We start from the raw sequence: 12,275 nt of genomic DNA, 5'->3' as shown, positions 1-12,275 counted from the left end.
CGACGCTCCCGGCGCCGAGGCGGTGGGCGAGGAGTGCGGCGTTCCAGCCCGTACCGGTGCCGATCTCCAGTACCTTCATGCCGGGCCGGACGTCGAGGCCGTGGAGCATCCGGACGACGATCGAGGGAGCCGAGGCGGAGGAGGAGGGCCGGACATCCGCCGGATCGGCCGGGTCGTCCGATGCCTGGCCGTCATTGACCTGGGTGACGATCGGCAGGTCCGAGTAGGCCGCGTCGAACCACCGCTCGTGATCGGCTTCGAGGTCGCACGGCTCGTAGCCGCCGTGGCCGTCCTCCAGCCAGATCCGCTCGGGGAGGAAGCGATGGCGCGGGACAGCCTTGATCGCTTCCTTCCACTCGCTGGGAACCGGGCCGCCGAGTGCTTCGCCGACGGCCCGGAGCAGGCCGCGGGTGGCGGCCTGCTCCGGTCGATGCGCGGGGTTCGTCACTTCTTGCCCCCGTGCTTGCCGCCGCTGTTCTTGTCGGTTCCCCAGGCCATGGGCTCTCCAGGTGTTTCGTCGCCGGTTGTCGGGTGCTGGTGTGGCGTGCCGCTACCGGTCCGGCGGCCGGGGCGTGGGCGGGCTGGACGGCTTGGGGCGAGCCGGTTTCGGTTCGGATTCGGGCATGAAGGTGCTCCCTGTCGGAGGGGACGTGCGTGGTGATCCCGCCCGCGCCGCCCCGACGGCGCGGGCGGGGGATCAGTGGGTGCGGTTGATCAGCACCAGGGCCGCGACGACAAGGTGGAGCCCGGCCGCCGCGGACACTCCGTAAGCAGCCCAGACCTGAACGGGCTCGGGGACGGAGGGCGGCGGATCGTCGAAGCCGGGACTGCGGTCCGGCAGCTTCGCGTTCACCGGGAATCCGGCTCGGAGGCCGTGAGGTCGGCGTGAATGACCTTCCCGAGGGGAAGGGGAGTGACGCCCCAGCGGCCGGCCGTGAGTTTGTGGACCATCGCCAGGCCTCGGCCGGAGGTGTGGCCGGGCCCGGTCTCGACCATCACGGGCATCGAACGGGAGCCGTCGCCCACGAGGATGCGGACGACTCGGTCGCTTGGCCGCCGCACGCCAACGAGCATGCGGGTCAAGCAGCCTGTCTTCACGGCGTTGGTAGCCAGCTCACTGACGATCACGGTGGCGTCGTCCATCAAGTCGTCCAGACTCCACTCCCTGAACTTCGCCGTGACGAAGCGACGCGCAGCGGCGACGGACTCGGGCCGGTACGGCAGGCGGACGGTCGCCGGTGCGACGGCCATGGGGGCTCTCGGGCTCTGGTTCCGTCGGAGCAAGGCGCTGTCGCTCACGGCTTCCGGGAGGAGGGTCATCAGCGCTTCTCCTTGTGAATGGGGGTGAGGCTGCTGACGACTAGGCAACTGCACTTCGATGCACTGGGGTTGGGTCGCAAGCGCGCTGTGCATGACTCATGCAGATCATGCATCACTGGTTGTTGCGGGGCGACTACGCTTGGCGTATCGGGTGTGATCGGTGTCAGCAGGAGAAGCCCATGTCGTGGACGGCCAGCACACATTCCGCTGCGCTCTCGCCCAGCGAGGTTATTCGCCGGGCGAGGGTGCTCAGCGGCCGATCTCAGGCAGATGTGGCTTCCGAGCTGGGATACCACCAGTCGAAGATCAGCCGCCTGGAGAGTGGCAACGGGACGCATGACGTTGGCGTCCTGCGGGCTGTTGCAGCCGTGCTTGACATTCCCCTGGCCAGCCTCGGCCTCGCATTCAGCAGTACGGACAGTAGGGCGGACGATATGCACCGTCGCAGCTTTCTGGCCGCGAGTGTCGTTGCACTCGCGGCTCCGGCAAGCCATCCGTGTGTGGGCGTGGACCTCGTTCAGGAGCTTCTACCGGGGCCCGTCCGCTCTGATCGCCCACCACAGTCACGAACTGCGCTCGCGGCCCGGTTGTCTCGGGCCCGCAGGCACTTCTACTCCTGCCGATACGCTGAACTTGAAGCTACCTGGACTAATCGCAGTGAGTGGTGTGCATCGTGAAGGTGCAGGTCACAGGCCTGGTGTGCGTCGATGTCGGCGTGCTCGCGCTGGTCATGGGCGGATGACTTCGGCGAAGATCGTCGGTCAGCGGGCGACTTCCCGGTTCGTCAGGACCAGCAGGGCCCGCACCAGCGCGGTCGCCCACTTCGGGTCGGTGCGGACCTTGCCGAGCACGCGCCAGTTCTTCAGGTGCGCGAAGCCGTGCTCGACCGGGGCCCGGACCGCGGCCAACGCCTTGTTGGACAGCTTCTGCCCCCTGGTCAGGGGTCGGTTGCGGGCGGCCTTGTAGCCGGTGATCACCGCCGGGTCGGTGTCCGGGGCGCTGTCGTCGAGGCCGACGAAACCCAGGTCGGCGATCGCGCCGAGGCCGGCCGCGCGCAGATGAGCGGTGAGTTTGTCGTGGCGGCAGGCGGTGATCTCCGAGGTGCGTCCGGGCCGGACCGCGGAGATCCACACGAGTCGACCCCGGTCGTCGGTGAGTGCGATCACGAGCAGGCCGTGGCACTTGTGCTTGCCGGAGTAGTTCTTCCGGTTCGCGGTCCCGGTGCGGCGGCGGGTGCGTATCAGGGAGCCGTCCAGCAGCACCACCCCGCCACCCGATCGGGCGATCTTCTTCAACGCCCGGTCCAGGCGCGGGGCACGGGCGGCCAACAGTCCGACGACCTCCCGCACCCACCGGGTGACGGTGGTGCGATGCACCCCGTTCCCGCCGGCCAGGTCGCCGGGCCGCTGGTCACAGCGCAGCACCGCCAGCACGATCCCGGCGATCCTTCCCGCGGGCAGGGCCCGCCACCTGGAGCCGATCTTCTTGCAGTGGCCGCGTATCAGGTCGGCGAGCCAGTTCAAGGTGGCGCTCGACAGCGGCAGGCGGGCGGTGTAGACAAGACCGTCAGGGCCCTCGGCGAGACCGTTGTCTTTCTTCACACCAAACTCAACCGCCGTCGAGGGCCCGCTGGTTACGCCTCACGGGTGCCTGCATCCGGCGCGGCTACAGGCGTGCGGTGAACTTCCCGTCGCCGCGTTTGTGCAGCCAGCCGCGGTCAGCGAGTTTGACCAGCTTCGCCCGCAGCGGCTCCAGCTTCCCGCGCACCTCCACCTGAAGGCCCAGCTCCTCGCCCACCGCCCGCACCTGCACCGGACCGCCGGCAGCCCGCACGATCGACAGAATCCGGCGGTAGTCACCGGGAAGCGCGGCCTCGTTCACGCCGTCGCTCCGGTGCGGGACAAGCAGCACCGCACGCCCGCCGACCTGCGCCGACGTCGGCGCGGCGGCAGCCCGCTCCTCGGCGATCCGCTCGCCCATCCGTGCCAGGACCCGCTCGGTGACCGCGAGTTCGTCCCGCTCGGCCCGCACCCGGTCCAGCTGCTTGACCAGCCCTTCTTCCAGTCCGTCCAGTTCCGCGCGGCGCGCGGCGATCCGTTCCAGCACCTCGGGGTCCACCATGCCCGGGAGCGTACGAGCATCGCGGACGGGAACAGACCAGAACCCGCGAAGACCTCCCTGCCAGACGATCTACCCGACAGACTGCCGCCCGCGACCAGCACGAGCATCCCGCCACGGAATCACACCAGGCCCGTGACCTGCACCTTCACGATGCACACCACTCAGTGCACCGGGCTTCAGCCCGGTGGTGAAGCGATTCTGAACCCTGCTCTGACCTGTGCGGTGGGCACCCTCCCGCACTGTGGACGGTGCCCACCGCAGACCGTCAAGCCGGACGGTTCTGCTGCTCGATGTACTGCCGGACTATCGACAGCGGCGCGCCGCCGACTGATCCGGCGAAGTACGAACCGGACCACAGACGCTGTGCCCGCCAGTAGTGCTTGACCAGCTCGGGGTACTCCTGCCGCAGCCGGCGCGAGCTGACGCCTTTGAGCGAGTTGACCAGCTTGGACAGGGCGACCTTCGGCGGGAAGTTCACCAGCAGGTGGACGTGGTTGTTCTCGCCGTTGAACTCGACCAACTCCACCTCGAAGTCGGCGCACACGTCCCGCATGATCTCTTCGAGCCGGGTCAGATGCCGCTCGGCGAACACCTTGTGACGGTACTTCGTCACGAAAACCAAGTGCGCATGCAGGGCGAAAGCGCAGTGCCGACCAGTGCGGATGTTCTGATACTCAGCCATAAACCAAAATGGTACGGTGCTGACCGTGCAGCTCAGGTACAGCTTCCGCGTGTACCCGAACGGGCCTCAGCGTTCCGCGCTGGCCAGGGCGTTCGGGTGTGCACGGGTGGCCTTCAATGATGCCCTCCGGGCACGTGAGACCGCCCGCGCCGCCGGGCTGCCGTTCATCCCGTCCGGCGAGCTGTCCAAGCAGCTCACGGCCGCGAAGAACACCCCCGAACGGGCATGGCTCGGCGAGGTGTCCGCCGTGGTGCTGCAACAGTCCCTCCGGGACCTGGACACCGCCTACCGGAACTTCTTCGACGGCCTCAAGGGCATGCGCCCGAAGATGGGACCGCCCCGGTTCAAGTCCCGCAAGGACACCCGGCAGGCGATCCGCTTCACCGCGAACGCCCGATGGAAGATCACACCGGGCGGCGACCTATCGCTGCCGAAGATCGGCGACGTGCGGGTGAAGTGGTCCCGCGCCTTGCCGTCCGTGCCATCCTCGGTGACGGTGATCAAGGACAGCGCAGGCCGGTACTTCGCCAGCTTCGTTGTCGAGACGGACCCCGAGATCCTTCCCGAGACCGAACCGGTCACCGGTCTCGATCTCGGCCTCGGACACTTCGCCGTCCTCTCGGACGGGCGGAAGATCGACGCCCCGAAGTTCCTCCGGCGCGCAGAGAAGAAGCTCAAACGCGCACAGCAAGCCCTGTCCCGTAAGGCCAAGGGCAGCAAGAACCGCGAGAAGGCCCGTCACAAGGTCGCTCGCAACCACGCACGGGTGGCCGACGCCCGGCGCGAGTTCCACCACCAGGTCTCCACCGGACTGATTCGCGAGAACCAAGCAATCGCGGTGGAAGACCTGGCGGTCAAGGGACTCGCCCGCACACGGCTCGCCAAGTCCGTGCACGACGCCGGATGGTCGGCGTTCGTCACCATGCTGGAGTACAAGGCCGCGAAGTACGGCCGGAACCTGATCAAGATCGGCCGCTTCGAGCCGACCTCCCAGGTTTGCTCCCACTGCGGCGTCAAGGACGGCCCCAAGCCGCTGAACATCCGCGTCTGGCAGTGCCAGGCGTGCGGCGTCTGGCTGGACCGGGACGTCAACGCCGCCGTCAACATAGCCACGGCCGCCGGACTGGCGGTGTCAGCCTGTCGAGCGCGGGTAAGCCGGGGACCCGTCCCCGCACAGCGCGAAGAAGCAGGAACCCACCGAGACGGTCAGACGACCGTGGTAGGAATCCCCGCCCTTTAGGGCCTGTTCCAAGTTCGGATCATTCGGGTTTGAGGCTGCGGAGCCAGATGACGGCACCGCGCAGGTGGAGTCCGGCGAGGTAGCTGGCGGGGGTCTTGTCATAGCGCGTGGCCAGGCCCCGCCACTCCTTGATCTTGTTGATGCAGCGTTCGACGGTGCTGCGCTCCTTGTAGAGCTCCTGATCGTGGGCAACGGGGCGACCGCCGCGTGAACCCCGCTTCTTACGATTGGCGGCCTGGTCGGCCTTCTCCGGGATGACCGCCCTGATCCGGCGGCGGCGCAGGTAGTTGCGGTTGGCGCGGGAGGAGTAGGCCTTGTCGCCGGCTATCGCGTCGGGTCGGGTGCGGGGTCGGCCGACCGGGACGCGGACCTTGATTCGCTCGACCACCTCGATGAAGCGCGGGCTGTCAGCAGACTGTCCGGGCGTGAGGACGAACGACAGTGGCCGGCAGCGGCGCTCGGCCGCGAGGTGGGTCTTGGTGGTCAGCCCACCGCGCGAGCGGCCCAGTTCGGCCGCCCGTAGCCGGGCTCTACGGCGCCGGCGGACACGGCGGCGTTCCTCACGTGCCGGGTCGTCGACAGGGGGTGCCGCCTCCGCTAACGAGGCATTTTGCCCCTTTCGCGAAGCCCCTTTTCCTCCGCGACGGCCTTCTCCAGCTCCTCCAGGAGCGCGGAGTCGACGACCATACCGGCCGCGTGGTGGTGTGCGCGGGCGACTGTGGAGTCCACGCTGACCAGGCTGAGATCGACCTGCCCCCGAGCGGCGGCCTCGGCGATCATCCCGTCCATCAGCGTCTGGAAGGTGCCCGACAGCGCCCAGAGCTGGAACCGGCCATAGACGGTCGACCAGGAGCCGTAGCGTTCAGGGATGTCACGCCACGGACTCCCGGTCCGAAACCGCCACATCACCGCGTTGAAGTGCCTGCGCAGGTCCGGGATCGGGCCGCGCTCGCCCAACGGCAGAAACGGCTCCACCAACTCCCACTCGGCATCAGTCAGATCACCACGCGTCACGCCGAACTTCTACCAGGACGCAACCGCCGAGCGTCCGGAAACGGCGAAACCGAAGATCTGAACTTGAAACAGGCCCTAGGGCGGGGAGCGGAAGTCAATCTGCCGCAGTTGATCGCCGATCTCCGGCAAGCCCAGCAGGTGGCCCTAGGTGACGATCAGACTTTGTCCGGCATGCTGGCGACGGCCTACCAAACCGCGGTGAGCCTGCTGCTCAAGCTCGGTGATCAAGGCACCGCCTGGCTTGCGGTCGGTCGGGCCATCGCTGAGGCAGAACGGAGCGGTGATCCGGTGGTGGTGGCTTCCAGCGTTCGCGTCCAGGCGCACGCCCTTGCTCGCGATCGGCACATGGTGCCCGCCGTTGGCCTGATCCGTCACACGGCAGACCAACTCGCCGGTGGCTACGACCGGAGATCGCCCCAGTACCTCGCCGCGTTCGGGCTCCTGCTTCTCCGCGGCGTCACCGCAGCGAGCGCGGGCGGCGACCGCGCGACAGCTGCGGGATTCCTGGCCGAAGCCAAGGAGGTCGCGCGTTATGTCAACCTCGACGGCCCGGACTCCTGGGCGAACTTCAGCCCCACCAACGTCGCGCTCCATGCAGTCAGCTCCGCTGTGGTTCTCGGCGACGCAGGCGTGGCGCTGGAGGCCGCCCAACCCCTGATGCGCCGCCGCATCCCCGTTCCAGAGCGACGGGCTGCGCTCTGGGTGGACGCTGCACGCGCCTACAGTCAACAAGGAAGACTGGCCGAAGGATGCCGAGCGCTCAGGATCGCTGAGAGCTGTGCATCAGAGGACATTCGCCGACGTCCGAGCGTTCTGGATCTGGTCGGCGACATGGCCGCGCGTGACAGGCGCGGTACGGTCCCGGAGCTTCAACGTTTCTGCAAGGAGTTGGGAGTCGAGGTTTGATCGAGCACCGTGATGCGTTCCTCTATGTCGTCGTCTGCGCTTCGGGCATCGCCGACGGCGTGGGCGAGCTGATCGCAGCCGCCCACGCCGAGAGTTGGAAGGTCGGCGTGATCGTCACCCCCAGCGCCCTCGACTTCATTGACCAGAAGGCCATCGAGGCCCAGACCGGCTATCCGATCCGCTCGGCTTGGCGCACGCCGAGCACCCCGCAGCCGCTGCCCCCGGCCGACGCCATCGCGGTCGCCCCTGCCACGTTCAACACAATCAACAAGTGGGCCGCAGGGATCTCTGACACGCTCGCGCTCGGCATCCTCTGCGAGGCATACGGACTGGGCATCCCGGTGGCCGTCCAGCCCTACGTGAACTCCGCCCAGGCCGCCCACCCGGCGTACGGGGAGAGCTTGGGGCGCCTCCGGTCGATGGGCGTCCTGATCGGCGACTACGTGCCCCACAAGCCCAAGTCTGTTGGAGGGCGCGACAAGTACAACTGGACCTACGTTCTCGATCTCCTCCGCCCCAAGGTCGCCGGACGTGAGTTCCGTGCCCACTGACACCGACGCCTGGAGCGCCCATCTCGCCGAGGGCAATGCCCGGCAGGCCCGCAAGCGTGTCGCGGCGGACGTGATCCTGCGTGACCAGGCCGGTCGCGTCTGACCGTCAACCCGATCTACAAGGAGGGCTGGGACCTCCCGGGGGCATGGTGGAGGCCAACGAGCCACCGGACGAGGCCGCAGTACGCGAACTGCGTGAAGAGCTGGGCGTGGGAGATCACCATCCATCGCCTGCTGGTCGTGGACTGGGTGGCACCGCACGGGCCGTGGGACGACCAGATCGCGTTCATCTTTGACGCGGGCATCCTCGGGCCGAACCTGGCAGCAGGGGTGCGCCCATGCGACGACGAGTTGTCCGAGGCAGTGTTCCTCCCGGCGGCTGAGGTAGCCGACCGCTTGCGGGCACGCCAACGGAACCGGCTGAACGCCGCCCTCCGGGCGATCACAGACGGCGGCATCCGATATCTGCGTGACGGTGTAGAGGCGTGGTGACGGGACCGGGCGCGGCGAAAGGGCAGTAATGACAGAAGGCGGGCAGGCGAAGGGTACGGCGGGCTACCTCTTCGAGGCGGGGGTGCTCAAGCGGGCGAAGCGGTCGGGCTGGTGGATCGCCGGGGTGAAGGACCCCGAGACGATCGCCGAACACTCCTTCCGTACCGGGGTCGTCGGTGCGGTCCTCGCGATGATGGAGGGCGCCGATCCGGCGAAGGTCGCGCTGCTCTGCCTCTTCCATGACACGCAGGAGACCCGCGTCGGCGACATCCCGCACATCGGGCGGCGATACCTGACCGCCGCCTCCAATGAGCGGGTCACCGCCGATCAGGTCAGCGCTGCCCACCCAGCCGTAGTGGCCGGTGTCCAGGCGATCGTCGAGGAGTACGAGAACGGCGAGAGCCTGGAGGTGGTCGTCGCGCACGATGCCGACAAGCTGGAATGTCTGATCCAGGCCGTCGAGTACCGGGAACAGGGCTATCGGAACGTGCAGCCCTGGATCGACAGCAGTCTCGGCAGCCTGAAGACCGACTCGGCTCGGCAACTCGCCGAGGCGGCGCTCTCGATGACCTCGCTGGAGTGGCAGAAGGTCTACCTCGGGTAGTCCCGCACCTATGCTCGTGGCCATGACCGATATCGCCCCGGACGCGTCGCCGCTCTACTCGGTCTCCGTCGCGGGTGTGGTGGTGCGCGAGGACGGCCGGGTGCTGGCGATTCGGCGTGCGGACAACGGTACTTGGGAGCCTCCGGGTGGGGTCCTGGAGCTCTCGGGGGCGCCGGAGGAGGGGGTGCGGCGTGAAGTGTTCGAGGAGACCGGGATCAAGGTCCGGGTGGAGCGCTTGACCGGGGTCTACAAGAACGTGGCCCGCGGCATCGTCGCGCTGGTGTTCCGCTGCCGCCCAGAGGGGGGCGTCGAGCGGCTCTCGGACGAGTCGATCGGCGTCGACTGGCTCCTGCCGGCCGAGGTGTCGGAGTGCATGGCCGAGGTCTACGCCGTACGGATGCTGGATGCTCTCCGGGTGGACGACGCCGCACCGAGCATCCGGACGCATGACGGCCGGCGCCTGCCCGGGGGGGCAGGTGCCTCCCGTCGGGTAGCCGCCCGTCACGGGTCGAGGCGGATGGAGTGGACCGGGCCGAGGTCGGCGGCGACCCAGCTGCCGGCGGGAATGGTGGGGCCGGTGCAGTCGCCGCCGTCGAAGCGGTGGCAGAGCGTCGCGCCGGCGCCGCCGTGCCGGTTGTTGACCACCCAGTGCCAGCCGTAGTGGTCGGACAGGTTGTGGGCGCCGGCCGACCAGTAGGTGTCGGTCAGGGTGCCGCTGCCGGCGGGCTGGTCCCGGGCGTAGATGCAGACGGCACCGGACGGGCAGCCGTAGAGGTCGGTGGCGTGGACGCGGTCGGTCCCCGGCAGGCGGGTCATCAGGGTCCCCTTCGCGGGTGCGTGCGCGGCGAACCGTCGTTCACCAGCCACGACAATGGCGTGAATATGACAACTACCACGCCCGTGACGCCACCGGGTAGTGGGCGAACCACTCCCGGTGCGGGGGAGGACCGGTGGGGCGGAAAAGGCCGTGAGTGGGCGCCGGGCACGTGATAGACCGATGACCACTATGAACATCACTGTCTTCTGCTCCGCGTACTCCCTCGACGACCGCTACACCGCCCCCGCCGCCGAGTTCGCCCGGCTCCTCGGCGAGGGCGGGCACACCCTGGTGTGGGGCGGCTCCGCCGCCGGACTGATGGGCCTGCTCGCCGACGGGGTGAAGGCGGCCGGCGGGCGGCTCGTCGGTGTGCAGGTCGAACTGCTCAAGCACAAGGGCTACGACGGCGCCGACGAGTTCGTCGTCACCCGCGACCTGGCCGAGCGGAAGGCGCAGCTGCTGATGCGCGCCGACGCGGTCGTCGTCCTGGTCGGCGGCCTCGGCACCCTCGACGAGGTCACCGAGGTGCTGGAGCTGAAGAAGCACGCGCTGCACGAGAAGCCGGTGGTCGTGCTGGACACCGAGGGCTTCTACGCCGGCCTGCGGACCCAGCTGGAGCGGATGGACGCCGAGGGCTTCCTGCCCCGCCCGCTCGGCGAGCTGATCACCTTCGCCGACACCCCCGCCGAGGTCTTCGCGCAGCTCAAGGCCTGAGAGGATCGACGCCATGGCTGCACATCTGATCACCGGCGCGGGCTCCGGCATCGGCGCCGTCCTGGCCGAGCGCCTCGCCGAGCGCGGGGACGACCTCTGGCTGCTGGCCCGCGACGCCCGCCGGGCCGCCGAACTGCGCGAGCGCTTCCCCGGGGCGAAGACCCTGGTCGGCGACCTCGCCGACCCGGCCAAGCTCTCCTGGGCCTTCGGCCACCAGGCGCTGCCCGTCGAGCTGGACTCGCTGCTGCACGTCGCCGGCGTGGTCGAGCTGGGCCCGGTCGGCGAGCTGCCGGTCAAGGCCTGGCAGCAGACCCTGAACGTCAACCTGGTCGCCCCCGCGGAGCTGACCCGGCTGCTGCTGCCCTCGCTGCGGCTGGCCAGGGGCCACGTGGTCTTCGTCAACTCCGGCGCCGGCCTCAACGCCCACGCCGACTGGTCGGCGTACGCGGCCAGCAAGCACGGGCTGAAGGCGCTCGCCGACTCGCTGCGCCTGGAGGAGTCCGCCGCCGGCATCCGGGTCACCTCCGTCTACCCGGGCCGCACCGCCACCCCGATGCAGGCCAAGGTGCACCAGCAGGAGGGCCGGGAGTACGACGCCGGGCGCTGGATCGCGCCGGAGTCGGTGGCCAAGGCCGTGATCGCCGCACTGGAGGCCTCCCGCGACGCGCACGTCACCGAGATCACCGTCCGTCCCGGGAGCTGAACCCCGGGCGCCGGGTCCCGGAGCGGGAAGTCGCCGGTCCGGCTTCCCGCTCCCGCGCACTAGGCTCGGGCAGGTGAGCAACGGACATCCCTTCCCCGATCTGCACGGCGCCGCCACCGGCGTCGGCTCGCTGCCCGGCACCGACGCGCGGGAGGCCGCGAAGACCTCCACCGGGGCCCTGGAGCACCTGCCGTTCCTCCCCGAGCTGCCCGCCCGCGGGCCGGGGGCGGACATGATCGGGCGCAGTGCCGGCCTGCTGGTCGAGCTGTTCGCACAGACCGAGCCCAGCGGCTGGCGCTTCACCGACCGTCCCGGCCGCGACACCCGCCGCGCCCACTCCTGGCTCGGCGAGGACCTCGACGCGCTGGAGGAGTTCACCCAGGGCCACCGGGGTGCGCTGAAGGTCCAGGCCGTCGGTCCGTGGACGCTGGCCGCCTCGGTCGAGCTCAAGCACGGCGAGAAGGCGCTCGCCGACCCCGGCGCCTGCCGCGACATCGCCGGCTCGCTCGCCGAGGGCCTGCGCCGCCACCTCGCCGACGTCCGCAAGCGGATCCCCGGCGCCGAGGTGGTGCTCCAGCTCGACGAGCCCTCGCTGCCGGCCGTGCTGGCCGGCTCGGTGAAGACCGCCAGCGGCTTCCAGCGGCTGCGCGCGGTCGACCGGCAGATCGCCGAGGAGAACCTGCGCGAACTGATCCGCGGCGTCGACGCACCGGTGGTGGTGCACAGCTGCGCGCCGCAGGTGCCGATCCCGCTGCTGCGCCGGGCCGGGGCCGCCGGGATCTCGCTCGACTTCTCGCTGCTGACGGAGCGTGAGGACGACGACCTCGGCGAGGCGGTCGAGGGCGGCACCGCGATCCTCGCCGGCGTGGTCCCGGCCACCGACCAGGCCGCCGCTCAATCAAAGGCGGTGTCGGACCCTGCCGGTAGTGTCCAGGGTGTCAGGACGTTGTGGCGCAGGCTCGGGTTCTCCCCGGAGCTGCTGGGCCGGCGCGTGCTGGTGACGCCTGCCTGCGGGCTGGCCGGGGCCTCCCCGTCCTACGCGCGCCAGGCACTGTCACTCAGCGTGCGGGCGGCGCAGAGCCTGGTGGACAACCCGGAATGAGACGTTAAC

The 12,275-nt window shown here is 69.5% G+C and carries 15 protein-coding genes and 3 pseudogenes; 10 read left to right on the top strand and 8 right to left on the bottom strand.

Translation table 11 applies throughout. The annotated features are described in order from the left end of the window. Position 1: 1 nt before the first annotated feature. From ACF9IK_RS12495 to ACF9IK_RS12485, 3 genes and pseudogenes are all read right to left on the bottom strand, one after another. Positions 2-109, bottom strand: a pseudogene (locus ACF9IK_RS12495) (protein-L-isoaspartate(D-aspartate) O-methyltransferase); the annotation flags it as partial. A gap of 588 nt (positions 110-697) precedes the next feature. Beyond that, positions 698-853: a hypothetical protein gene (locus ACF9IK_RS12490; RefSeq protein ID WP_395294286.1), complete on the bottom strand. Its 156-nt coding sequence runs from the start codon at positions 851-853 to the stop codon at positions 698-700. Further along, positions 850-1,320, bottom strand: a complete 471-nt coding sequence (locus ACF9IK_RS12485; protein WP_395294285.1) for an ATP-binding protein — start codon at positions 1,318-1,320, stop codon at positions 850-852. Before ACF9IK_RS12485 ends, ACF9IK_RS12490 begins: the two co-directional genes overlap by 4 nt. A gap of 98 nt (positions 1,321-1,418) precedes the next feature. On the opposite strand from ACF9IK_RS12485, the gene ACF9IK_RS12480 reads away from it, so the two are divergent. Next, the gene (locus tag ACF9IK_RS12480; RefSeq protein WP_395294284.1) at positions 1,419-1,997 is read left to right on the top strand and encodes a helix-turn-helix domain-containing protein; all 579 of its coding nucleotides are present in this window, start codon (positions 1,419-1,421) and stop codon (positions 1,995-1,997) included. An 84-nt stretch (positions 1,998-2,081) separates the two neighbouring features. Here the strand turns inward: ACF9IK_RS12480 and ACF9IK_RS12475 are convergent, their stop codons facing one another. The 3 genes from ACF9IK_RS12475 to tnpA all read right to left on the bottom strand — a co-directional run bounded on the left by ACF9IK_RS12475 (position 2,082) and on the right by tnpA (position 4,123). Further along, positions 2,082-2,921 carry a transposase family protein gene (locus tag ACF9IK_RS12475; protein ID WP_395292869.1) on the bottom strand — a complete coding sequence of 280 codons (840 nt, stop codon included), beginning with the start codon at positions 2,919-2,921 and terminating at the stop codon, positions 2,082-2,084. A 64-nt stretch (positions 2,922-2,985) separates the two neighbouring features. Next, the gene (locus ACF9IK_RS12470; protein WP_395292868.1) at positions 2,986-3,441 is read right to left on the bottom strand and encodes a hypothetical protein; all 456 of its coding nucleotides are present in this window, start codon (positions 3,439-3,441) and stop codon (positions 2,986-2,988) included. Between the two features lie 265 nt (positions 3,442-3,706). Next, positions 3,707-4,123 carry an IS200/IS605 family transposase gene (gene tnpA / locus ACF9IK_RS12465; RefSeq protein WP_395292292.1) on the bottom strand — a complete coding sequence of 139 codons (417 nt, stop codon included), beginning with the start codon at positions 4,121-4,123 and terminating at the stop codon, positions 3,707-3,709. Positions 4,124-4,148: 25 nt separating this feature from the next. Here tnpA and ACF9IK_RS12460 point away from each other — a divergent pair, with 25 nt between their 5' ends. Continuing rightward, positions 4,149-5,363 (top strand): RNA-guided endonuclease InsQ/TnpB family protein, encoded by a 1,215-nt coding sequence (locus ACF9IK_RS12460; protein ID WP_395298428.1) that lies wholly within the window; start codon positions 4,149-4,151, stop codon positions 5,361-5,363. A gap of 19 nt (positions 5,364-5,382) precedes the next feature. On the opposite strand, the pseudogene ACF9IK_RS12455 reads toward ACF9IK_RS12460, so the two are convergent. Further along, a pseudogene (locus ACF9IK_RS12455) lies at positions 5,383-6,377 on the bottom strand (IS5 family transposase). On the opposite strand from ACF9IK_RS12455, the gene ACF9IK_RS12450 reads away from it, so the two are divergent. From ACF9IK_RS12450 to ACF9IK_RS12430, 5 genes and pseudogenes are all read left to right on the top strand, one after another. Next, positions 6,282-7,283, top strand: coding sequence for a heavy metal transporter CzcB (locus tag ACF9IK_RS12450; protein WP_395294283.1), 1,002 nt, complete (start codon positions 6,282-6,284; stop codon positions 7,281-7,283). The pseudogene ACF9IK_RS12455 and the gene ACF9IK_RS12450 sit on opposite strands and share 96 nt — an antisense overlap. Next, positions 7,280-7,834: a flavoprotein gene (locus ACF9IK_RS12445; protein WP_395294282.1), complete on the top strand. Its 555-nt coding sequence runs from the start codon at positions 7,280-7,282 to the stop codon at positions 7,832-7,834. The genes ACF9IK_RS12450 and ACF9IK_RS12445 overlap by 4 nt, the downstream gene beginning before the upstream one ends. Before the next feature lie 195 nt (positions 7,835-8,029). Continuing rightward, positions 8,030-8,326 carry a hypothetical protein gene (locus tag ACF9IK_RS12440; protein WP_395298795.1) on the top strand — a complete coding sequence of 99 codons (297 nt, stop codon included), beginning with the start codon at positions 8,030-8,032 and terminating at the stop codon, positions 8,324-8,326. A 28-nt stretch (positions 8,327-8,354) separates the two neighbouring features. Continuing rightward, positions 8,355-8,930: an HD domain-containing protein gene (locus ACF9IK_RS12435; RefSeq protein ID WP_395294281.1), complete on the top strand. Its 576-nt coding sequence runs from the start codon at positions 8,355-8,357 to the stop codon at positions 8,928-8,930. A 10-nt stretch (positions 8,931-8,940) separates the two neighbouring features. Further along, positions 8,941-9,393: pseudogene (locus ACF9IK_RS12430) on the top strand (NUDIX hydrolase); the annotation flags it as partial. 38 nt (positions 9,394-9,431) lie between these two features. Here ACF9IK_RS12430 and ACF9IK_RS12425 read toward each other — a convergent pair. Then, a complete protein-coding gene (locus ACF9IK_RS12425) occupies positions 9,432-9,746 on the bottom strand; it encodes a hypothetical protein (protein ID WP_395294280.1) in 315 nt (104 codons plus the stop codon). 190 nt (positions 9,747-9,936) lie between these two features. On the opposite strand from ACF9IK_RS12425, the gene ACF9IK_RS12420 reads away from it, so the two are divergent. The 3 genes from ACF9IK_RS12420 to ACF9IK_RS12410 all read left to right on the top strand — a co-directional run bounded on the left by ACF9IK_RS12420 (position 9,937) and on the right by ACF9IK_RS12410 (position 12,266). After that, positions 9,937-10,461: a TIGR00730 family Rossman fold protein gene (locus ACF9IK_RS12420; protein WP_395294279.1), complete on the top strand. Its 525-nt coding sequence runs from the start codon at positions 9,937-9,939 to the stop codon at positions 10,459-10,461. A 13-nt stretch (positions 10,462-10,474) separates the two neighbouring features. Next, the gene (locus ACF9IK_RS12415; RefSeq protein WP_395294278.1) at positions 10,475-11,164 is read left to right on the top strand and encodes an SDR family oxidoreductase; all 690 of its coding nucleotides are present in this window, start codon (positions 10,475-10,477) and stop codon (positions 11,162-11,164) included. Between the two features lie 73 nt (positions 11,165-11,237). Next, on the top strand, positions 11,238-12,266 hold the full coding sequence (locus ACF9IK_RS12410; RefSeq protein WP_395294277.1) for a methionine synthase: 1,029 nt from the start codon (positions 11,238-11,240) through the stop codon (positions 12,264-12,266). Positions 12,267-12,275 lie beyond the last annotated feature (9 nt).

Source organism: Kitasatospora hibisci, from assembly GCF_043950205.1.
In the GTDB taxonomy this organism is placed as follows: domain Bacteria; phylum Actinomycetota; class Actinomycetes; order Streptomycetales; family Streptomycetaceae; genus Kitasatospora; species Kitasatospora hibisci.
This window is presented reverse-complemented; position numbering and strand designations above follow the sequence as displayed.